The sequence below is a fragment of the Priestia sp. FSL R5-0597 genome (assembly GCF_038006305.1).
In the GTDB taxonomy this organism is placed as follows: Bacteria; Bacillota; Bacilli; order Bacillales; family Bacillaceae_H; genus Priestia; species Priestia zanthoxyli.
The window spans coordinates 2,743,999-2,765,204 of the sequence record NZ_JBBOUZ010000001.1 but is presented as its reverse complement, the minus strand read 5'-3'; the positions used below and the strand labels follow the sequence as shown (position 1 = coordinate 2,765,204).

Annotated in this window: 18 protein-coding genes; 14 read left to right on the top strand and 4 right to left on the bottom strand. The window is 39.2% G+C overall.

Going from position 1 to position 21,206, the window contains the following annotated elements; genetic code table 11:
- Window positions 1-33 precede the first annotated feature (33 nt).
- The gene (gene ahlS / locus MKX72_RS14085) at window positions 34-882 is read right to left on the bottom strand and encodes an AhlS family quorum-quenching N-acyl homoserine lactonase (protein WP_034268775.1); all 849 of its coding nucleotides are present in this window, start codon (window positions 880-882) and stop codon (window positions 34-36) included.
- 321 nt (window positions 883-1,203) lie between these two features.
- On the opposite strand from ahlS, the gene MKX72_RS14080 reads away from it, so the two are divergent.
- The 8 genes from MKX72_RS14080 to MKX72_RS14045 all read left to right on the top strand — a co-directional run bounded on the left by MKX72_RS14080 (window position 1,204) and on the right by MKX72_RS14045 (window position 9,018).
- Window positions 1,204-2,592, top strand: a complete 1,389-nt coding sequence (locus MKX72_RS14080) for a sigma-54 interaction domain-containing protein (protein WP_155008008.1) — start codon at window positions 1,204-1,206, stop codon at window positions 2,590-2,592.
- On the top strand, window positions 2,589-3,686 hold the full coding sequence (locus MKX72_RS14075; RefSeq protein ID WP_155008009.1) for a sugar diacid recognition domain-containing protein: 1,098 nt from the start codon (window positions 2,589-2,591) through the stop codon (window positions 3,684-3,686). Before MKX72_RS14080 ends, MKX72_RS14075 begins: the two co-directional genes overlap by 4 nt.
- A 126-nt stretch (window positions 3,687-3,812) precedes the next feature.
- Entirely contained in the window at window positions 3,813-5,081 is a 1,269-nt protein-coding gene (locus MKX72_RS14070) for a GntP family permease (RefSeq protein ID WP_155008010.1), read from the top strand.
- Between the two features lie 20 nt (window positions 5,082-5,101).
- On the top strand, window positions 5,102-6,238 hold the full coding sequence (locus MKX72_RS14065; protein WP_155008011.1) for a glycerate kinase: 1,137 nt from the start codon (window positions 5,102-5,104) through the stop codon (window positions 6,236-6,238).
- A 325-nt stretch (window positions 6,239-6,563) separates the two neighbouring features.
- Complete coding sequence (locus MKX72_RS14060) at window positions 6,564-7,457, top strand: alpha/beta fold hydrolase (protein ID WP_155008246.1); 894 nt, start codon at window positions 6,564-6,566, stop codon at window positions 7,455-7,457.
- Window positions 7,458-7,591: 134 nt separating this feature from the next.
- Window positions 7,592-8,263: an HAD family hydrolase gene (locus MKX72_RS14055; RefSeq protein WP_049165076.1), complete on the top strand. Its 672-nt coding sequence runs from the start codon at window positions 7,592-7,594 to the stop codon at window positions 8,261-8,263.
- 19 nt (window positions 8,264-8,282) lie between these two features.
- Window positions 8,283-8,726 carry a GNAT family N-acetyltransferase gene (locus tag MKX72_RS14050; protein ID WP_155008012.1) on the top strand — a complete coding sequence of 148 codons (444 nt, stop codon included), beginning with the start codon at window positions 8,283-8,285 and terminating at the stop codon, window positions 8,724-8,726.
- A 76-nt stretch (window positions 8,727-8,802) separates the two neighbouring features.
- Window positions 8,803-9,018 (top strand): DUF3951 domain-containing protein, encoded by a 216-nt coding sequence (locus tag MKX72_RS14045; RefSeq protein ID WP_049165070.1) that lies wholly within the window; start codon window positions 8,803-8,805, stop codon window positions 9,016-9,018.
- Between the two features lie 55 nt (window positions 9,019-9,073).
- On the opposite strand, the gene MKX72_RS14040 is transcribed toward MKX72_RS14045, so the two are convergent.
- Window positions 9,074-9,853: a class I SAM-dependent methyltransferase gene (locus MKX72_RS14040; RefSeq protein ID WP_155008013.1), complete on the bottom strand. Its 780-nt coding sequence runs from the start codon at window positions 9,851-9,853 to the stop codon at window positions 9,074-9,076.
- 65 nt (window positions 9,854-9,918) lie between these two features.
- Complete coding sequence (locus MKX72_RS14035; RefSeq protein ID WP_155008014.1) at window positions 9,919-10,674, bottom strand: hypothetical protein; 756 nt, start codon at window positions 10,672-10,674, stop codon at window positions 9,919-9,921.
- Between the two features lie 333 nt (window positions 10,675-11,007).
- Here MKX72_RS14035 and MKX72_RS14030 point away from each other — a divergent pair, with 333 nt between their 5' ends.
- The 6 genes from MKX72_RS14030 to abc-f all read left to right on the top strand — a co-directional run bounded on the left by MKX72_RS14030 (window position 11,008) and on the right by abc-f (window position 18,813).
- Window positions 11,008-12,042, top strand: coding sequence for a LacI family DNA-binding transcriptional regulator (locus MKX72_RS14030; protein WP_154992434.1), 1,035 nt, complete (start codon window positions 11,008-11,010; stop codon window positions 12,040-12,042).
- A 311-nt stretch (window positions 12,043-12,353) separates the two neighbouring features.
- Entirely contained in the window at window positions 12,354-13,613 is a 1,260-nt protein-coding gene (locus MKX72_RS14025; protein WP_155008015.1) for an ABC transporter substrate-binding protein, read from the top strand.
- Window positions 13,614-13,702: 89 nt separating this feature from the next.
- Window positions 13,703-14,635 carry a carbohydrate ABC transporter permease gene (locus MKX72_RS14020; protein WP_033579310.1) on the top strand — a complete coding sequence of 311 codons (933 nt, stop codon included), beginning with the start codon at window positions 13,703-13,705 and terminating at the stop codon, window positions 14,633-14,635.
- Window positions 14,635-15,465: a carbohydrate ABC transporter permease gene (locus MKX72_RS14015; RefSeq protein ID WP_028412981.1), complete on the top strand. Its 831-nt coding sequence runs from the start codon at window positions 14,635-14,637 to the stop codon at window positions 15,463-15,465. The genes MKX72_RS14020 and MKX72_RS14015 overlap by 1 nt, the downstream gene beginning before the upstream one ends.
- Window positions 15,466-15,491: 26 nt before the next feature.
- Window positions 15,492-16,814, top strand: coding sequence for an alpha-glucosidase/alpha-galactosidase (locus tag MKX72_RS14010; RefSeq protein WP_155008016.1), 1,323 nt, complete (start codon window positions 15,492-15,494; stop codon window positions 16,812-16,814).
- Window positions 16,815-17,184: 370 nt separating this feature from the next.
- A complete protein-coding gene (gene abc-f, locus MKX72_RS14005; RefSeq protein WP_098627492.1) occupies window positions 17,185-18,813 on the top strand; it encodes a ribosomal protection-like ABC-F family protein in 1,629 nt (542 codons plus the stop codon).
- Between the two features lie 220 nt (window positions 18,814-19,033).
- On the opposite strand, the gene MKX72_RS14000 is transcribed toward abc-f, so the two are convergent.
- Complete coding sequence (locus MKX72_RS14000) at window positions 19,034-21,166, bottom strand: GDYXXLXY domain-containing protein (RefSeq protein ID WP_098627491.1); 2,133 nt, start codon at window positions 21,164-21,166, stop codon at window positions 19,034-19,036.
- Window positions 21,167-21,206 lie beyond the last annotated feature (40 nt).

The window sequence follows — 21,206 nt, the reverse complement described above, 5'->3', positions numbered from 1 at the left end:
GAAAATTTTTTTATATTAAGCAGCTGCTTGATTTCATTCGTAATAACCTTCAGTAGATTTGCGGAACTGCTGAAATTGATTTGCATCGTGACCAAACCAAACTTGCGAATTAGTTTCATAGGCTAGACGGCGTATACGTTCAACCGTGTTTGCATATCCAAGAGAGTCGTAGATAATACCGGGTGGTTTAACAGGAGGACCATAGCTCTCAGCTGTATAGATTGTATCGGATGCTAAGATAATGCCACCTGTTTCAGGCAAATGAACATGAAGACCAAGCATACCCCAAGCATGTCCGCTTCCAAAATTCAAGACATTAATTCCTTCTGCCAGTTTGATGGTATCTTCGTTTCGTTTAATCGTTTTCCAACGAAGGTCATTTTTTATCCAGGCGTCAATGTCAGCCCAAATGTAAGCACCTTCTTTTTGATTGCGTGCATAAGACTGAAGAGTGCCGTTTAACTCATCTTCATGAACGATAACAGTGGCGTTAGTGAACAATTCTAAGCAGCCGGCATGATCAAGATGAAGGTGGGAGGCAACAACAAATTTAATTTCTTTAGGGTCAACCCCTAATTGTTCTAATCGATTTGGTAAATAACATTCTTCTGTAGCGGAGTAAGGAAACATTTGTTGAGTTGCTTCAGTCCAACGCCCTTGTGGTCCCATTGATTCAGGGTTGCAGGCTGTATCAAACAGAATTTTCCCTTCAGGATGATCAATTAATACAGTATAAATTGGAAACTCTACAAATTCCGTAGGTGCATGAGGGTTCTTAACAGTTGCTGGGTTATGCATTGCAAGCATCCAGTTTTTATCCATTTGCATCGAGCCGTTGTCCATCACATAAAGCTTTGGGTTAGGTTTGATAATATTACACATATAATAGCCTCCTAAACGTAGTTGAATTTTTGTTTGCGTTTTCAAAATGACTTTATACTACATTTACCCTATATGCTGGAGAGAATAATCCTTTTTAAAATGGATAGACTCTTTCCTATTCTTTCAACATACTAGACTGCAATTTTTATGCCAGTATTTGAAAAGTAAATATTAGCGCAGTTTTCCTTGGTTCTTATAACCAAGTGCTGAAAAAATTCACCGCTTTTAGAAGGAAAAAGGCTATTGTGCATTGAATGGTTAGTGGTGAAAAGTTTCACCATATGTTGGCGGGAATTCACCATAAGAAAGGAATGCAAAACAATGACTTCTTTTAAAGGGAAAAAAGATTTGACGAACGAAACGTTACAGGCCATCATTGAATTCTCTACGGACGGAATATATGTAGTAAATAAAAAGGGAATAACGATATATGTAAATGAAGCTTATGAAAAAATCACAGGAACAAATAAACGAGACGTATTAGGAAAGCATATGCAAACCGTTATCGATGAAGGATATATTGATCAATCTGTTTCCCTACTTGTGTTAGTAGAAAAACAGCAGCGCTCTATTATGCAAACCATTTCAAGCGAAAGAGACGTTATGGTAACAGGAAATCCAGTGTTTAACAAACAAGGTGAAATAGAGCTCGTTGTGACCACTGTACAGGATATTACACAGTTAAACGCAGTTAAAAAAGAGCTTTTAAAGGTACAAGAGTTTTCGCATATGAATGCAAATAAATACGCTGTAAACGTGAATGGGTCGGAACAGCCCCTAGTGTTTCAAAGCAATAGGATGAACTTGGTTTATCAGCAAGCCAAACAAGTAGCTCCGTTTCCTACAAGTATTCTTCTATCAGGTCCCTCAGGATCCGGAAAAGAAGTAGTCGCTAACCTTATTCACGATTCAAGCGATAGAAACAATCAGCCATTTATTAAAGTGAACTGCGGAGCCATTCCTGAGCCGTTGCTAGAATCGGAGTTGTTCGGCTATGAAAAGGGAGCTTTTACTGGCGCTCGAACAGAAGGGAAAATAGGACTGTTAGAACTCGCTGATGGCGGAACCTTGATGCTTGATGAAATTGGTGAAATGCCGATTTCCTTGCAAGTGAAACTGCTTCGAGTGTTACAGGAAAAGCAGGTACAGAAAATTGGAGGAACTAAAACAAAAAGTATCGATATACGAATCATTTCGGCAACAAATCAACATCTAGGAGAGCTTATTAAAAAGGGGAGGTTTCGTGAAGATTTATACTACCGTTTAAAGGTAGTCGAAATCAGCCTTCCGCCTCTATCTCAACGTAAAGAGGATATCAGTTTACTGGTTGATCATTATGTTTCCTACTTTTGCAGCTTGTATTACGTCCAAAAGCGCATATCAAATAAAGCGAAGCAAGTATTAAAAGCTTACCAATGGCCAGGAAATGTAAGAGAGCTTCGAAATATGGTGGAGAATATGATTGTGTCTGTTCCTGGAGAAACAATTGAAGCCCATCATTTACCTTTTCATACTTATCATGAAGATGAAAAATGTGATTATTTACCTCTAAAAAAGAAAGTGGAGCAGTTTGAACAGCGACTCGTTAAAGAAACTATTCAACATTGTTCATCACTCCGGCAGGCAGCGAAAGAATTAGGTATCGATCATTCTACTTTGATAAAGAAACTAAAAAGATGGGAATGTAAAGAAAGAGAGGAGCAGGCTTGAGATATGTAACAAAAGAATTAGCTCAGAAAATTGTCGGTAGAACAATGGAGATTATTGATTGCAACATTAACGTGATGAACGAAAAAGGAGTCATTATTGGTTCTGGTGACAAAAAGCGAATGGACCAAATTCACGAAGGAGCGCTAATGGTATTAAAAAGCGGCAGTTCTTACGAAATTACTCAGCAGCAGGCTGACTCGCTGCGCGGAGCCAAACCGGGCGTGAATTTGCCTATTTTCTTTAACGGAGAAATTGTTGGAGTCGTGGGATTAACAGGACTGCCAGAACAGATTCGTAATTATGGAAAGCTCGTGCGCATGGCGGCTGAAATGATTTTTCAAGAAATGATTTTAATAGAGGAAATTCAGTGGGATGAACGGTTAAAAGAAGAGCTGGTTCATCAGCTTCTTCAACACGAAAAGCCGCTGGATTCCTTATTTTTTGAACGAGCAAATCGATTTGATATTAACTTATACCTTCCAAGAATGGCAGTGATTGTTACAGCTGAAAATCGCCATAAAGTTATGAAGGTTGTAAAGAAATACATAGCTAATAATGATCTATACGCTATGCTTCCAGACGGAGTAGTCATATTAAAATCTATAGAAGCCGGCAGCGCTAGCAGCTATGCTGAACAGCTGGAAAAACAGCTTCGTGCGTCTGGTATGGTGTGTAAGTTATCTGCAGGATCTGTTCAAGCTGACTTTAAAGGCCTTCATGTATCGTATCAGCAGGCAAAAGATACGCTTTCGGTTGGTTCAAAGCTTCATCAAGAAGCTGATTTCTACTGCTATTCGGATTATCAAATTCCCGTACTGTTACGTCAACGTGCCGGTTTTCAAGAAAATCATGATCTGTTGCAATACTATGAAAAGCTTAAGGAATATGATAAGAAAAAAGAACTTATCGAAACGTTAACAATCTATATAGAAGAAAATGGCGAAGGAAGCACGGCAGCTAAAAAGCTTTTTATCCATCGAAATACGCTAAGCTACCGTTTAGACAAAATTCAAGATATCACGGGAAAAGATCCAAGGAAAGTAAAAGACCTTCTTGAACTATATGTAGCAATGCTGCTATCTAAAATTTCATAATTGTGCACGTGCATAAAAGATCTTGTGATAGCAAGGTCTCTTTTTGTTGAAGTGACTAATGAAAGAATCAAAGGTAGCGCTTACAATTAGAATTGGGGATAGAAGAAACAAGAAAGGGGATGCTTTATGGACGTTCAAGTAAGCGCATTAGGCGCGATTTGTGCATTAGTAATTGCCATTATATTAATTTTAAAGAAAGTGGCTCCTGCATACGGAATGATAGCCGGAGCTTTAATAGGAGGACTGATTGGCGGAGTTAATATTGCTGATACCGTTACTTTAATGATTGAAGGAGCGCAAGGCATCATTCCCGCAGTGCTGCGGATTCTTGCAGCTGGGGTATTGGCCGGGGTATTAATAGAATCAGGTGCTGCAGCGGTTATAGCAGAAACCATTGTAAAAAAACTCGGGGAAACAAAAGCACTTTTAGCTCTAGCGCTAGCCACACTTATTCTTACGACAGTAGGCGTGTTTGTTGATGTGGCTGTGATCACAGTGGCGCCTATTGCTTTAGCTATTGCGAAACGTACGGGTATGTCAAAGCCTGCTATTTTACTAGCAATGATCGGAGGAGGAAAGGCAGGGAATTTAATGTCTCCTAATCCTAACGCCATTGCTGCTTCAGATGCATTTAATATTCCGCTTACATCCGTAATGGCCGCAGGGATTATTCCCGCTATATTCGGCGTAGCAGCTACTTATGTAGTAGCCAAACGATTAGTGAAAAAAGGAACAATGGTTCAAGCTGAAGAAATAGATACAGTGGATGCAAGCAGCTTGCCGCTGTTTTTAACAGCCATCATAGCGCCAATCGTTACCATCGTCCTGCTGGCACTGCGTCCGCTTTTTGATATTAATGTTGATCCGATGGTTGCTCTTCCTGCAGGAGGGATTGTTGGTGCCATTGTGATGAAAAAAGGAAAACAGCTTAATACATACGCTATTTCAGGGTTAGGGAAAATGTCAGGTGTAGCCATTATGCTGCTTGGAACGGGGACATTAGCAGGAATCATTGCTAACTCTCAGCTAAAAGACGTGATCATTCAAGGCTTGTCTACCATTGGGTTGCCTGCTTATGTTTTAGCACCGGTTTCAGGTATTTTTATGTCAGCCGCAACGGCTTCGACAACGGCAGGAACAGCAGTCGCAAGCCAAATTTTTGGATCGACGATTTTAGAGCTAGGCGTTTCTGCTTTAGCCGGAGCTGCTATGGTTCATGCCGGAGCGACCGTACTTGATCACCTTCCGCACGGAAGCTTTTTCCACGCAACGGGCGGAAGTGTAAATATGAAAATAAAAGAACGTTTAAAATTAATCCCTTATGAATCGCTGATTGGACTCATTATGGCAATTGTATCCACGCTTATATTTGGTGTATTAAAGCTATACGGGTAAAAACAAAAAGGAGTGTTTCTATGAAAATTGTGATTGCACCGGATTCATTTAAAGAAAGCTTAACGGCTCTGCATGTTTGTGAAGCGGTTGAAAAAGGAATAAAATCTCATTTTCCAGACGCGGAGATTAGTAAAGTACCTATGGCAGATGGAGGAGAAGGAACTGTTCAGTCGCTTGTAGACGCAACGGGTGGAGATATTATACAAGCGCGAGTAACCGGACCTTTAGGTAAAGAGGTTGAAGCTTTTTACGGAATTCTTGGAGACGGCAACACGGCTGTTATTGAAATGGCAGCCGCTTCAGGTCTTCATCATGTCCCTGTCGATAAACGAAACCCGCTTATCACAACAACGCGAGGAACCGGCGAGCTCATTCTTAAAGCGTTAGATCACAAAGTAAAGCATATCATCATTGGCATTGGAGGAAGTGCTACAAATGATGGAGGAACCGGTATGGCAAAAGCTTTAGGGGCAAAGCTTCTTGATGCTAACGGAGCAGAAATAAAAGAAGGAGGAGGCAGTTTAGCTCAGTTAGCCTCTATCGATCTGACAAACTTGGATTCTCGGCTTGCTGAAGTCAAAGTAGAAGTGGCGTGCGACGTAGACAATCCGTTAACGGGTGAAACCGGAGCATCCGCTGTGTTTGGTCCTCAAAAAGGTGCGACTCCTGATATGGTTAAACAGCTTGACCGTAATTTAGCTCATTACGCAGCGATTGTTGGAAAAGAAATGGGTATTCATATTCAAAGTATTCCTGGTGCCGGAGCGGCAGGAGGACTAGGAGGCGGCCTGCTGGCATTTTTATCTGCGGAGTTAAAGCCAGGTGTAGACATCGTCATTAAAGCAACTCAGCTAGAAAGCTATATTAAAAATGCCGATCTTGTCATTACCGGTGAAGGAAAAATAGATGGACAAACCATTTACGGAAAAACACCCATTGGCGTAGCCAAAACAGCAAAAAAGCATAGCGTTCCGGTGATAGCGATAGCAGGGAGCATTGGAGCGGGAAGTGAAGCTGTGTATGAACATGGTATTTCTGCTTTATTCAGCGTCGTGCCCGGGGCAGTGTCTCTTCAGGAAGCGCTAGAAAAAGCTGATGAAAATATTGAAAGAACGGCTAAAAATGTAGCGTCAGTTATACGCTTAGGCATCAAGTGAAGGAGATACAGTTTTTATTGTTCGCTTTTTAATAAATAGTAAAAGGTCTCTTCCATAAGAAGAGGCCTTTTTTTCGTTTAGTGCTGAAGTAAGCTGCTATCATTCTTTTAAATTTTATATAGGAAATAGAACTAAATGTTTTCTGAAGCGTCATAGTAAGTAAGCAGTCACAAAGAGTCACTAGGGTTGGCATCTGCTTGTTAATTGCTACTTACGGAAAGGAGAAGTAAACGTGCAAAAAAAGTTTAGGTTCTTGAGGATTCTACGAAGCGTGATAGTAGCTATATTGGGGATATGCATCATATGGAGTGTAACGAATCAAGTAATGACGGCAGTGGAAAAGAAAAAGTACCCGCCTATTGGTCAATTAGTAGAGGTTAATGGCAGAGATATTCATGTATATACAAAAGGTAAAGGGGAAAATACGATTGTACTACTAACCGGCCTAGGAACGACTGCGCCTGCACTGGATTTTGAACCTTTAGTAAATGAACTGTCGAAGGATAATAAAGTTGTGGTAGTAGAACCATTTGGATACGGATGGAGTGACACTACGAATAAAAAACGTACGGTAGAAAATAGTGTAAGCGAAATGAGAGAAGCTTTGCAAAAATCGAATATAAAGGGTCCGTATATATTAATGCCGCATTCAGTTTCTGGCGTGTACAGCATGTATTACGCTAATAAATATCCAGATGAAGTAAAAGCAATTATTGGAATAGACCCTACGTTACCAAAAGCGCTGGATTATTTTAAAGAAGAAACGCCGAATATACCAAGTTTGATGAGTGTTTTAGCGCCAAGTGGACTTGCGCGCTTAGCCCTGCTTACTAGTCCTAATCAGTATCTACCGCTAGCCGAAGAAGGAACGTATACAGCAAAAAATTTAAAAATGACAAAAGCAATCTCCAGCTGGAAAGGCTACAACAAAAACGTCATTGATGAAGCAAAAGAGCTGAACAACAATATAAATAAAACTCTCGATATGTCGTTTCCTTCAAAAATGCCCGTAATGATTTTTACTAGAAAAATAGATAAAGAAGCAAAAGAAGGAAAATCAAATATTACGTTTTACCAAAATCAATTAAGTCACGTATCGTCGCAAAAGCTAGTTGTTTTACAAGGGCATCACTATTTACACTGGACGAAGTACAGAGAAATGAGCAAATATGTGAATGATTTTATAGATACATCTATTAATTCAAGTACAAAGAAATAAAGGTTTTAAGAAAAAGGAGTCCGAACCAGGGGTCTCCTTTTTTATAGGAAAGAATCAAACCCAGTTAGCTGTCTAGCTATAAATGTTATAATTAACCAATCGCTGGAATGATTTATATATAGAGGAGGCAAATTATGATTAAAGCCGTTATTTTTGATTTAGATGGGACACTATTAGACCGAGACAGTTCGTTAAAACATTTTATTCAAGATCAGTATGAGCGTTATAGTAAAGAGCTAGCACACATACCGAAGCAGAAATACATATCTAGATTTATTGAGCTGGATCAAAAAGGCTACGTATGGAAAGACAAAGTATATCAGCAGCTTTTGAACGAATATGATCTTTCGAATCTGACGTGGGAAGAGATGCTAGATGATTACCTTCACTATTTTCCAGCTCACTGCGTTCCGTTTTTACATATGGAGGATGTACTAAAAGAGCTAAAGAAAAAAGGGTTGTTACTAGGCATGATCACAAATGGTTTTACGGACTTTCAGTGGATGAATATTAAGGCGCTTGGAATTGACCACTATTTTGATACCATACTTGTTTCCGAACAAGAAGGCATTAAAAAACCGCATAAAGATATCTTTTTGCGAGCATTAAAAGCGCTTGATGTGTCGGCTGAAGAAAGTGTATACATCGGGGATCATCCAGAAAATGATGTGCTTGGCGCAAGAGGCGCGGGCATGCATGCTGTATGGAAAAAAGACGTTTTCTTTGACGGAAGTTTCAAAGATTCGTATGTAATAGAGAATTTAAAAGAGGTATTAAACGTTATTAATGAGTTTCAAGAATGCTGATGTGAAAAGGAGAAACACGATGAAAACCGAAGTTCGTCTATTGACTGATGAAGATCTTAAAGAAGCAGCAATCATCTATACAAACGTTTTTAGCACCCGGCCTTGGAGTATAAACACTGCTTATGCTCGTTTATACGATATCAGTAAAACTCCAGGTTACATAGGGATAGGTTTCTTTCATAGTGAAAATAATAAACTCATAGGATTTATAGTAGGAAATGAAGAACAGTGGGCGAACTATAAGACGTTTTATGTAAATGAAATTTGTGTGTTAAGCAAGACTCAGCAAACTGGCATAGGAACGAGTCTTTTATCTTTCCTTAACGAGTTACTTATACAAAAAGAAGTGAAAGAAGTCTATGTGTCTACTGAAAGAGGCCAAGGCAAACCAGAACGTTTCTTTGAAAAGAACGGTTTTGTTACTCATGAATCTCGTATACTGATGACAGTAAATGTAGATTGAATATAAGTGAATGGGTGTAGGATATCCGCTTTGTTATTTTAAGAGGTAGGGTTCATAAAGCAGGAGGAAATAATTTATGATTTTTTCGCTACTAGTTTTAGCCGCTGTTTTAATGGTGAGTATTCCGTTGATGATTATTATGATTAAAACGGTGTGGCATCGAAAGCTTCCCCGTAATTACTATACGCCGTTTGATTATCTTGCTGCACAAACAGAAGAAGAGTTTCACGAAGCGCAAAATGAACGAGAAATAGAAGAAAAAGAAGGAGATGTCAAAAGAAGAAAAAGCTAAGGTGATATGTGTATCCTTCTTTGTAATACTAGAAATAAACAGGCTATAAACCGTGTTAAGGAGTGGAATTGACTCTTTGTTTTTTACAAACGTAAATCATTTGAGTGCTTTGGTTGGTCAAAGCGCTCTTTTTCCAATCTCCGTAGACGTTCGTAATCATAAATCCGATACGTGCTAAAAGATGTTCCATTTCTTGCGGGAACGTATAGCGTAAATCTATTTTCGATGTTATTTCTTTTATGATTGTTTCGTGATCTCTTATCTTTCTAGTTGTGAGATTATGCTGAATTTGTTTGATGGCATCATAGTGGCTGCTTATGTAGACGTCTGTTGTATATCGGGTGTCGGAATCTTGATAGCTTTTCCAATACTCTTCGGCGGCTGTTGACGTTAGCTCTTCTATAGAAGGAAAACGTATTCCAACAATAAAGGTTCCACCATCGTTCAAATGCATATAAACGTGGTGTAAAAAGGCGTGCTGCTCCTCATTTGTTAGAAAATGCTGAAATGAATTTCCTACGATATAAATAAAGTCGCTTTTTATTTTTAAGTCGAGTTTGGTACAGTCTTGTTCTACCCAATTAACAGATAGCTTCAAAGCCTCTGCTTTCTTTTGTGCTTCTTGCAGCATGGATGGATGAATATCTACTCCAATCAATGAATGTCCCGCTTTTGCTAATGGAATAGTTGCGCGCCCTGTACCACAAGCTAAGTCAAGGATTATTCCGCTTTCCTTAGCTGCTTCTGTTAGTAAAAAAGCAACGTCTTCTGTATACTGCTCATTTTCATCGTCGTATAAAAGAGGGTTATTATATTCTTCTAAATTTGTTAACATAAAAGCGGACCTCCGTGTAGGTATATTTTTACATAATTATAGCAAAAAAAGAGCTGAAACTAGTTTCAGCTCTTTTTTTTTACAGCCCACCCCTCCACAATTTCCGTAAATTCACTTAGGTATTCTTCAAATATCCGTTTTCGATGTCCGTTTGCTCCGGATGGATGAGGAAAGCCAAATAAATACGTATGCCGAGAAAACGAAGGTTCACGCGAAAGTTTTCTTAAAACATTTTCAACTGCTTTTCCTAGCGGAATGATTAAACATGGATTCTTTATTTCGTTCAATTCCTGTGGAAACACTTCAAAAGCATAGTGTGAAAGAAGCGCTGATCGTTCAATTGGCGGCTGATGACCCGTATAGTTTTTTCCTTTGTAAAACACAGGATACTTTAATACGGACGTGGTATGCAGCATATCTCGCTGTGAAGCAAATAACTCAGCGGCACTGTCCATACCGATCGCTTTTTGAACGCCGCATCGATTTAACATGTCTATTAAATTTACTCTCATCGTTCCGCTAAAGCTCGCGGCTTTTTTTGTTTCGTACAGTACTTGTTCAAGCGGATGATGATGGGACAGGCTGGAAACGCATTGTTTAAAAGCAGTTTTCATTTGAAACCAGCCCGGTGTGATGCCGGCAATAATAATATGAGCTTCTGGATTTATGTAATCGTTATGGGGTGAGTAGTACATGCTTAGTTCATGTTCTTGACCGATTAAAACGTCTTTTTGCAACAGCTGTTCTTTCGTGAAATTCATATTATGTAATTGTTGAAGGACGGGCAGACATTGTTGAAAATAAGAATATTGGCTAATCATATGCTCTCTCTTTCCTTATCAGTATTTCTCCTTTTATTTTCCCCAACAAACCGTTTTATATCAAATATGAACAAATTCTTACGAAAATTAATATTTACTAAAAGTTTACTTAAGTTTTAGTGCAGTGTGATAAAAATAAAGTAGTAATAGCAGTGATTTTGTCATTTTAACGGCGGAACTAGCAAAAGAAATGAAGAATTTTGGAGAATATTTTAATAAATTTACTGAAATTTTAAAATTTTTTATTGAAAGCGTTTTATTAATGTGCTATTCTTCCAATATAAGAGATAAATATTTAGTAAAAATAGAAGATTATAATAGAGAGGTAAAAAGATGGCAACTTTAAAAGATATAGCGGCGTACGCTAATGTTTCCAGTTCAACCGTATCCAGAGTACTAAATAATGATCATACGCTTTCTGTATCTGAGGTTACTCGTGAGCGCATTCTTCATGCAGCCAAGGAGCTGCAATATACGCCCGTGAAGATACGAAAAGGAACGGCAAACGGAAAAGACATAGAAGCTCCAAGGATAGGTATCATTTTTGCTCAATCCCTTGAAGAAGAGTTAGTAGACCCTTTTTTCTCTTCTATTCGCCATGGAATAGAGAGTGAATGCGCAGAAAAAGAAATTTTTACAGTAAAGTCATTTAGACTAAAAGGCATGAAGCAAGAAGAGCTGCTGCAGGATCTTGATGGAGTAATTGTAGTGGGAAGAGTTAGTCCAGAAACGGTTCAAGAAGTGAGCAATCATTTAGATACTATTGTTTTTATCAATCACAAAGCGGATGAGGATTTGTACGATTCGGTCATGATTGATTTTGAGAAAGCTACTAAACATGCATTAAATCATTTATTTGACCTCGGTTATAAAAGAATTGGCTATATCGGAGGGACAGAAAGAGAACATTATATCAATGGAAGTTCTATTATTGAAGATCAGCGTCAAACGGTTTTTGAACGCGTTATGCATGAAAAAGGCCTGTTCGATTCTGAGAAAGTTTATGTCGGCGAATATTCAATGAATGAAGGATATGAGCTGATGGGACAAGCGATTAAGCAAGGAAATCTTCCTGAGGCATTTTTTATCGCAAGTGATGCAATGGCGATAGGAGCGATGCGTGCCCTGCAGCAATCAAATATAAAGGTTCCTGAAGACGTAGCGATTGTAAGCTTTGATGATGTGGATGTCGCAGCATTTGCGAGCACGCCGCTCACCACGGTTAAAGTATATACCGAAGAAATGGGAAGGCAGGCTGTTAAAATGCTAGTGGATCGGCTAAGCGGCAGGTCTATTCCTTTAAAAGTCATGGTGCCGACTAAATTAATTTATCGTGAAAGCTGCGGAGCTTTACTCAAGAAGCAGTAACCTAAAAGCTATAAATCGAAAGGGGGTGATAAAAAAGCAGAATTCATACATAAAGAGTGATAAGGGGGAAGAAAAATAGAAAAAATCATAAAAAAGGCAGGTTAAAAAGCCCTAGAAACTACATACTTATTGGCAGATAAGTATGTAAATGAAAAAGCTTTTTCATCTCTAGGACTCTTTGAACCTTTGTAAAAGTATAGGACTAAATTATAAGTGACTTTATTTCGTTGTGCAATGAATTTGTCTATGATTAAATAACTGAATATTCAGTTATTTATAACTTAATAGAGTATAAGGAGGAAAGAAGATAAATGAAAAAGCTTACGTATCTTTTTGTTCTATTACTAGTCTTTTCTGTTGTGGCAGCGGGCTGCGGAAATAAAGAAGCGTCAACAGGCGGAAATGGGAAAACAACGTTAACGCTTTTTTCTACGATGAGTAATAAAGGTGAGAGAAAAGCGCTTCAAAACGCGATTGCAGAATTTGAAAAGCAAAATCCAGATATTAAAATTGATGCAAATTTTCCGGGTAACGGCTATGAAGATATGCTTCGTGTGAAAATGGGTGCAAATGATATGCCGGATTTATTTGATACGCACGGCTGGTCTCAGCTTCGCTACGGGGAGTATGTAGCAGATTTAAAAGATATGGATTGGGTTCAGCATTTGGATCCGGCGCTAAATCAAATTTTAAAAGATAAAAGCGGCAAAGTGTATGCGTATCCTTTAAATCAAGCAAAAGACGGAATTAGCTATAATGCGACGCTGTTAGAAAAATACGGAATAAAGCCTCCTAACACAATGGATGAATTTATAACAGCGTTAGAAACAGTAAAAAAGAAAAGCAAAGGAGAAGTAGCGCCTCTATGGATCCCAGGAGGGGAAAATGGCAATATTGCTCAAGTGTTTGATCAGCTGGCTACACCTCAGCTTATTACAGCAAAAAATAAGAACTATGCTAAGCAGTTAGAAAAAGGAACATTTAATTGGTCAAACTACACGCCTCTAGCGGAAACAATGGCAGAAATGAAGAAAAAAGGGCTGCTGAATGAAGATGTATTAACCGCAAAAGTATCTCAAGCAACGGAATTAATGGCTCAAAATAAAATTGCTTTTACATTTGTGGGCGGATCTCTTGGACCGGATGCAACAGAATTAAATCCTGAAGTAAAAGTAGGAACGGTACCGGTGCCTGCTATTCATAAAGGGGGCACGCAAAGCTGGATTGGCGGAGAGCGCTTTACCCTTGCTGCGTGGAAGGGTTCTAAGCACCTTAAAGAAGCGAAAAAATTTATTGAATTTGTGTCACAGCCGGAAGTTGCCAAAAAGATTGCCGAAGGAACGTCTTCAGCATCGGCTCTGACAAACAATAAAACCCAAAACTACTACTCTGAATACTACGATAAGTATAGCGATATTAAAGTTGAGCCATACTTCGACCGAAAGTATTTACCGAGCGGTATGTGGGCAGTGATGTCTTCTACAGGTCAAGAATTGCTAGCGGGAAGTTTAACGCCAAAGCAATTATCAAAAGAGATGGAAAAAGAGTACAAGCGTCTCAGTAAACAATAAAATAGTGTGCAAAAGTTCCTTGTTCGCTAAGAAGCAGGGAGATAGTCTTCTGCTTCTTTTCAACACAAGCTGAAATAGGAGTGAACACGATGAATGAAATAGTCAGGAAAGAGTCGGTTTCTGTAGTAAGAGATACGGAAAAACGAAAGAAAAAATTAAAAACAGAGTCTTCTTTATGGTGGATGTACCTTCCCGGCTTAGTAATTATCACCGTTTTTATTATCTATCCTTTTATTAACGGAATTAGACTTTCCTTTACTAATTGGAATGGATTTTCACAAACATACGATTGGATTGGGCTCCAGCAGTATAAACGTTTGCTTGCAGACCCAACGACTTGGCTTGTGATAAAAAATACGCTGCTCTACGGAATAGGCAGTACAATTTTCCAAAACATTATTGGCTTGTTATATGCTTTGCTTCTCAATCAAAGCATTAAAATGAAAGCTGTAACAAGAACAATTGTCTACCTTCCGGTTATTATCAGCCCAATTATTATGGGGTATATCTGGTACTTCTTTTTTGCCTACCAAGGAGGCGCTTTAAATGACCTTCTTGTATTTTTAGGCTTTGAGAAGATTAATGCTTTGGGGACTCCGGAGCTTAACTCTTGGATTATTGTGTTCGTCAATACGTATCAATTCGTTGGAATTGCGATGATTATTTATTTAGCGGGGCTGCAAAGTATTTCAAAAGATTATTACGAAGCGGCGCAGCTTGACGGCGCATCGGCTCTTCAGCAGTTTAAAAACATCACGCTTCCACTGCTCATGCCTTCGATTACAATTAACGTCGTTTTAAATATTATCGGAGGTTTAAAACTGTTTGACGTCATTGTTGCGCTGACAGGAGGAGGACCTGGAGATGCATCGCAGTCAATGTCTACTTTTATGTATGATTTATATTTTAGAAGACAGGACGCTGGCTATGCTGCAACTCAAGGTGTGTGCATGGCGCTCATTATCTTAGTTATTAGCTTATCAGCACTTGTGTACTTTAAGCGAAAGGAGACAGAAGCGTGATGGACTATACAAATAAACGGAAAAAACGGTTTTTTACCTTTCTAGCGCTTTGTATAACGCTCGTTCATATTGTCCCTTTTTATATTCTAGTTACGACTTCTTTAAAGGCAACCGGGGATTTTAGTTCAAAATGGGTATTTCCAAAAAGCATACACCTTGAAAATTTCACAGCGGCTTGGGAGCAAGCGAACTTAGGAAATTCTTTTGTTAATACATTTATCATTACGTTCGTTTCGGCGATTCTGCTTATTTTTTTAGGATCAATGGCTGCGTATCCTTTAGCGCGACGCCAAACGAAACTAAATAAGTACGTCTATTTTATCTTTATCGCCGTGATGGTAATACCGCCTTTAACAGCGCTAGTTCCGCTGTACAAAATGGTTGTGAATATGGGGATGATGAACACGTATCAAATTGCTATTTTAAATAATGTCGCAGCATTTTTGCCGCTAACGATCTTTTTATATGCGAGCTTCATTCGCTCCACTATTTCTAAAGAGCTCGAGGAAGCAGCAAGAATTGACGGGGCCGGCACGTTAACGATTTTCTTTAAAATCGTATTTCCGCTGCTAAAGCCTGTCACTGCGTCTATTTTAATTATTGCAAGCGTCTATATTTGGAACGACTATCAGTTTGCAATTTTCTTCCTTCAAGATAAGGAAATGCATACATTAACCGTTACGTTAGCGAGCTTTTTTGCCGAAAATCAAAATAATCTTAGCTTAGTAGGAGCAGCTGCAATCATTGCGATGCTTCCAATGACCATTTTATTTTTAGTGCTACAAAAATACTTTATTGCAGGGCTTTCATCAGGATCTGTAAAAGGATAAAACCAATACGAGGAAGGAAGATGACGATGTCTAAAATCACATTTATCGGAGCGGGAAGTACAGTTTTTGCAAAAAATATTTTAGGAGACTGCATGTTTGTGCCTGCTTTAGCTGGCTTTGAGTTTGCACTTTACGATATAGATGCTGAGCGTTTAAGAGATTCGGAAAATATGCTAAACAATCTAAAAGAAAACTACAAAGTGAATATTACGGTTAAAGCCTATTTGAACCGCAGAGAAGCTTTAACAGGAGCAAAGTATGTGATTAACGCCATTCAAGTAGGCGGATACAAACCAAGCACCGTCATTGATTTTGAAATTCCTAAAAAATACGGCTTGCGTCAGACGATTGGAGATACAGTAGGAATTGGAGGAATCTTCAGATCACTGCGCACGATTCCAGTGCTGTTTGATTTTGCAAAAGATATTGAAGAAGTATGTCCGGATGCGCTGTTTTTAAATTACACCAATCCAATGGCAACACTAACGGGTGCAATGCTGCGCTATACAAATGTAAAGACGGTAGGCCTTTGTCACAGTGTTCAAGTATGTACAAAAGATTTATTTGATTCTCTCGGAATGGATCATGAAGGAATACAAGAGAAAATCGCAGGCATTAACCATATGGCATGGCTGCTAGAAGTAAAAAGAGATGGACAAGATTTATATCCAGAAATTAAGCGTCTGGCAAAAGAAAAGCAAAGAACAAAGCATCACGATATGGTGCGTTTTGAGCTAATGGATAAGTTCGGTTATTATATTACCGAATCGTCTGAGCATAACGCAGAGTATCATCCATACTTTATTAAACATAAATATCCAAATCTTGTTGATCAGTTTAACATCCCTCTTGATGAATATCCGCGCCGATGCGAAGAGCAAATCAGCAATTGGGAATCCATGAGAGAAGAAATGGTTAACAACAGTCAGTTAACTCATACACGTTCACATGAGTACGGCTCTGGAATTATTGAAGCAATGGAGACAAACGTGCCGTTTAAATTTGCGGGTAACGTATTAAATACCGGAGGCTTAATTAGTAACCTGCCGACAAAAGCGTGTGTAGAAGTGCCATGTGTTGTAGACCGAAGCGGTATTATGCCGACTTATGTAGGAGATTTACCAGAGCAGCTTGCGGCGTTAAATCGCACGAATATTAATACGCAATTATTAACTATTGAAGCAGCTGTCACTAGAAAAAGAGAGCACATCTATCAAGCAGCGATGCTAGATCCTCATACAAATGCGGAATTATCCATGGATGACATCATTCGTATGTGCGATGATTTAATTGAAGCCCACGGCGAGTGGCTGCCTGACTTTACAGGGAAAGTGAACCAATACGTGTAAGAAAAGAATCCTCGGCTGAGATCAGCTGAGGATCTTTTGTACTTAGGAAAAGAAGGGAATATCATCCAAATCTATATTGACATTTAAAAAACTTCATCATACACTGTAAGAAGCAAGTCATTTTATACTAAGAAAGGAAAGGTACCGTAGACAATGGATAAGTAATCCTATTTTTTTAGACATTCTTTTAAAACTTTATTTTAAATGAACATTTGTCTAGATGGGATTAGTCTGTACATTTTTAGGTGCCATTTCTATATGTCTTATATGAAGTGATTTCTCCCTTTTTTTACTCTATAAAAGGGTGCATATTTGCGTATGCCTAATTATGACCTCTAATCCTCTCTAGAAATCCTAGGGAGGTTTTTTTATGTTATTGTTAGAAGCTATAAATATTGAAAAAAGCTATGGAGATCGCCTGCTGTTTCAAGCGGAGAAGCTTCAAGTACATCGCGGAGAGCGAATTGGAATTGTTGGGAAAAACGGAGAAGGCAAATCGACGTTGCTTCATATTTTAATGAAGAAAATGAGTCCAGATCAAGGGATTGTGCAAACATATGGCCGTTCCTCACTGATTCCGCAGCTTGATGTTCAACCTACATCTGCCGTTTCTCCTGAGATGAAAAGTCAGTGGAGTGTGCCAACTGAAGCGGACTTTCTTAGCGGAGGAGAAGAAACAAGAAAGAAAATTGCATCTGCTCTTTCATCCGGCGCGGAACTGCTTGCAGCCGACGAGCCAACGAGCCACTTAGATGTAAAAGGCGTAGAGAAATTTGAAGAAGAAATGAAGTCTTTTACAGGCAGTCTGCTGCTGATTTCACATGACCGAGAATTATTAAATCGCCTTTGTACGTCCATATGGGAAGTAGAAGACGGCAAAATTAACTGTTATGAAGGCAATTATCAAGAATATGTGACGCAAAAAAAACACGCGGTTGAAAGACAGCAGTTTGAATACGAACAGTATGTACAAGAAAAGCAGCGGCTTGAACTGGCGTCTGAAGAAAAAAGCCAAAAATCAAAGTCGCTTAAAAAAGCGCCGAGCCGCATGGGCAATTCTGAAGCGAGACTTCATAAGCGAGCGGTCGGAAAACAAAAAGCGAAGCTAGATAGAAGCGCAAAAGCGATTGAAACAAGAATTGAAAAGCTGGAGAAAAAAGAAAAGCCAAAAGAAATGGAAGAAATTCATTTTGACCTATCGCAGTTTCACCAAGTGCACAGCAAGCAGGTACTGAGCTTTGACAAAGTATCAGCATCAGCTGGTAATCATATGTTGTTTCAAAATCTAAAAGGCGGTGTGAAGCCAGGAGCGAAAGTAGCGATTGTCGGCAAAAACGGCGCCGGAAAATCTACGCTGCTGAATATGATTGAGCAGCGAACAGAAGGAATTACGGTTGCGAAGCCTGTAAAACTCGGCTTTTTCCATCAGCGCCTTGAAAATCTAGATCCCGCTAAAACCATTTTAGAAAACATTAAAGAAGACAGCCCGTACACTGAACAGTTTATTCGTACGGTGCTATCGCGCTTACTTTTTAAACGTGAAGACGTGTATAAAAAAGTAGAGATGCTAAGCGGAGGAGAACGAGTCAAAACGGCATTAGCAAAAGTCTTTTTAGGAAACTATAACGTTCTTCTTTTAGATGAACCGACCAACTATCTTGATCTTCATACAAAAGAAGCGCTTCAAGAAGTGTTAAAAGCTTATCCAGGGACGATTTTATTTGTGACGCACGACCGCTATTTTGTTAAAAAGCTTGCGACGCATGTTTTGACGTTAAAACAGTCCAAAGCGGATCTCGCGGCGATTGAAGACACGGGTAAAAGCAAAAAAGCGTCACAGCAGCAAAATGAAGCGGAGAAACTTGCGCTTCAACTAGAATTAACAAAAGTGATTAGCGAGCTTTCTATCACGCCAGAAGGAAAAGACAAGCAGCGTCTTGAAAAAAGATACGAAGAGCTTTTAGAAGAAAGAAAACGATTAAATAGAAAGGAAGGGTAATATCACTTCACCTAACAATGAATACAATGATGTTACTGAACATCAAAAGCGTATTGAAGGAAAACTAACGGATATGAATGTAAAAGGAACGCCCAAAAGAATAAAATGGATTGGCTATGGAATCATCATTTTCTTTGTGATCCTTATCCTAACGATGATCATCAGCGTATTTATCAATTAAAACAAAAAGCAGCCGCTTCAATGTTGAAGCGGCTGTTTTTTATTTGCCTACTTTTGTAACGATCGCATCTCCATTTTTTCCAACGCGTACAGTAGCAAAACGAGCTTCGCTTTCCACTTTGCTGCCGGTTCCTTCTGGAATAAAGTAATGCTCAATTCCGTACTGAATTCCCCAGTCGTGATAGCTGCCCGTAATGACAACGTCTTTTTCTTTAGAAGTATACGGCTTATTCCAGTCATCATCCGCTTGGTAGATTTTTGCGTATTCATACACGCCTTGTTTGTCAGGGCGAAGAACGAGCTTCACTTTTTCTCCGTCTTTCACATGAGGTAAGGTAACGTGCGCAATGTCGTAATTAAGCTCAACGTAATCGCCTTGCAGCAGCGAGCGCGGATCGATCGGCTGTAAAGCGAGCTTAATTTCTTTTCCGTTTTGAAGAAGCACTTCGTTTTTAGTGAAAATGCCGCCCAGAATAATGAGCTGAACAAGAATGATGATCCATACAGCGGTTCGGCTGCGGTCAAGAAACGACGGCTGCGGCTGATCAGGCGTTGACAGGTCCCATTTCCTGCTTAGGAAAAGAAAGATCAGGCCTAAAATAACGAGCACAAGTGATTTATTAAATAAATCCCACACAAAGTCGTAATATTTCATCGCTAAAAAAACAAACCAGAAAATCATGCCAACAATAAAATCATACTTTGGCTCTTTTCGTACCGTCACAAATAAAAAGACGGTCGAAATCACAAAAAACACCGTGCAGTAAATAATATTTAAAAAAGACGGTTCGCTTAATTCAGTCAGCGACAGTAAAAAGATAAAAGCAAGAAGCAGCGCTGCTTTTTTAAACGCGTGGTGCACGTTTATCGCGTACACAGCGGCATTTAATAGAAACAAAGCGAGCAGCACATAATCTATTTTGATAGTGTCATAGTAAGCAGTCGGAACCTTTATTAACAGAAGCCCTTGCACTAGCACAAAAAGCAGCAGGCGAACGGGCGTATGCTTTGTGAATACTAAAAGCGCTACAAGTGCGATGACGTAGATAAAAAACAGAATGTCGTTCACAAAAAAAGAAGCGCCGCCGCTAATTAATACGCCCATCATTAAAAGCGTATATTTCACGGTTGGAATATCTGCTTTAATCAAATAACATGCCACAATCAGCAAAACGCCAATCACAAGCATTCCATTTGTTGGGTACGTTCCTGTAATAAGTGTGACAAGTCCTCCTAAAGAGCTGCTGCCGATGACCGATGCAATGGCCGTAATCCCAATCACCGCTATTCGTTTGATGACGCGGAGCGAGGTTTTTTGTGCTGACGTGTTGGCAGTGAGCCATTTGACAAACCATACGCTTGCACCAATAAATAAAATCACGAATCCTAAAGCTAAGAACAGTGACCATTCAGCGTAGTGTTTAAAAATAAAAGAGAAAAACTGTTCAATAACAAATAAAGCAAATGCCACAATGGAAATCCCTAAAAACGACCTTTGCGGCTCCACTTTTGAAAAATAAAAAAAGGAGCTTAGTAAAAACAGCAAATAAAAAATAATAAGACCAATCCGTAAGCTAGAGCTCCCTGTAAAATCCGGCAGGGAAACAGTTAAAAAAATGTAGTGAAACAAACAAAACGCGGCATACATGATCACAGGAGACGAACTCTGTTTATTTTTTATGATCCAAAAGATGAGTAAGTTCACAAACGCCATTCCTGCGTAAAGTAAAAGCGTCTCCTGTTCGCCTCGCTGTGAAACTGCGCCAGTTGGTGAAATGAAAAAAGCCATGGTGAATTGAAATAAAACAAACGATAACACGTAAAACGGCTGATACTTTGTAAAAAAGCTAAACAAAATAACCGGCACAAGCCAAATTAAAAACAGCCAGTACGATTCAGCGTGCGTGTTGTAAATTTGAGAAAGAAGCGCGATGCTTAATCCAAATGAAAGAGCGCCGGCCAAAAGCGTCCAGTGACTTAAAAACGCCTGCTGAGGAAGCAGCTTTCGCACCGCAAACGCACTTCCGTAAAACAGCAGCATCAGCCCCACGCTCAGCGCAATTTTAATGTAGCGGTCAAAGCCTTGCCAGTTCGATGCGAAAAAATATAAAATGCCGGACAAAACAAGAGCCAATCCCAGTAAATAACCGAGTCTTACGAGCTTTTCTCTCATACTCAACCTCCTCTTTATATTATGTATATACTAGCGCATG

Bases quoted from the DNA above. Each gene is read 5' to 3' on its own strand.
- ahlS (WP_034268775.1), bottom strand. From the start codon at position 882: ATGTGTAATATTATCAAACCTAACCCAAAGCTTTATGTGATGGACAAC.
- MKX72_RS14080 (WP_155008008.1), top strand. From the start codon at position 1,204: ATGACTTCTTTTAAAGGGAAAAAAGATTTGACGAACGAAACGTTACAG.
- MKX72_RS14070 (WP_155008010.1), top strand. From the start codon at position 3,813: ATGGACGTTCAAGTAAGCGCATTAGGCGCGATTTGTGCATTAGTAATT.
- MKX72_RS14065 (WP_155008011.1), top strand. From the start codon at position 5,102: ATGAAAATTGTGATTGCACCGGATTCATTTAAAGAAAGCTTAACGGCT.
- MKX72_RS14060 (WP_155008246.1), top strand. From the start codon at position 6,564: ATGACGGCAGTGGAAAAGAAAAAGTACCCGCCTATTGGTCAATTAGTA.
- MKX72_RS14055 (WP_049165076.1), top strand. From the start codon at position 7,592: ATGATTAAAGCCGTTATTTTTGATTTAGATGGGACACTATTAGACCGA.
- MKX72_RS14050 (WP_155008012.1), top strand. From the start codon at position 8,283: ATGAAAACCGAAGTTCGTCTATTGACTGATGAAGATCTTAAAGAAGCA.
- MKX72_RS14045 (WP_049165070.1), top strand. From the start codon at position 8,803: ATGATTTTTTCGCTACTAGTTTTAGCCGCTGTTTTAATGGTGAGTATT.
- MKX72_RS14040 (WP_155008013.1), bottom strand. From the start codon at position 9,853: ATGTTAACAAATTTAGAAGAATATAATAACCCTCTTTTATACGACGAT.
- MKX72_RS14035 (WP_155008014.1), bottom strand. From the start codon at position 10,674: ATGATTAGCCAATATTCTTATTTTCAACAATGTCTGCCCGTCCTTCAA.
- MKX72_RS14030 (WP_154992434.1), top strand. From the start codon at position 11,008: ATGGCAACTTTAAAAGATATAGCGGCGTACGCTAATGTTTCCAGTTCA.
- MKX72_RS14025 (WP_155008015.1), top strand. From the start codon at position 12,354: ATGAAAAAGCTTACGTATCTTTTTGTTCTATTACTAGTCTTTTCTGTT.
- MKX72_RS14020 (WP_033579310.1), top strand. From the start codon at position 13,703: ATGAATGAAATAGTCAGGAAAGAGTCGGTTTCTGTAGTAAGAGATACG.
- MKX72_RS14015 (WP_028412981.1), top strand. From the start codon at position 14,635: ATGGACTATACAAATAAACGGAAAAAACGGTTTTTTACCTTTCTAGCG.
- MKX72_RS14010 (WP_155008016.1), top strand. From the start codon at position 15,492: ATGTCTAAAATCACATTTATCGGAGCGGGAAGTACAGTTTTTGCAAAA.
- abc-f (WP_098627492.1), top strand. From the start codon at position 17,185: ATGTTATTGTTAGAAGCTATAAATATTGAAAAAAGCTATGGAGATCGC.
- MKX72_RS14000 (WP_098627491.1), bottom strand. From the start codon at position 21,166: ATGAGAGAAAAGCTCGTAAGACTCGGTTATTTACTGGGATTGGCTCTT.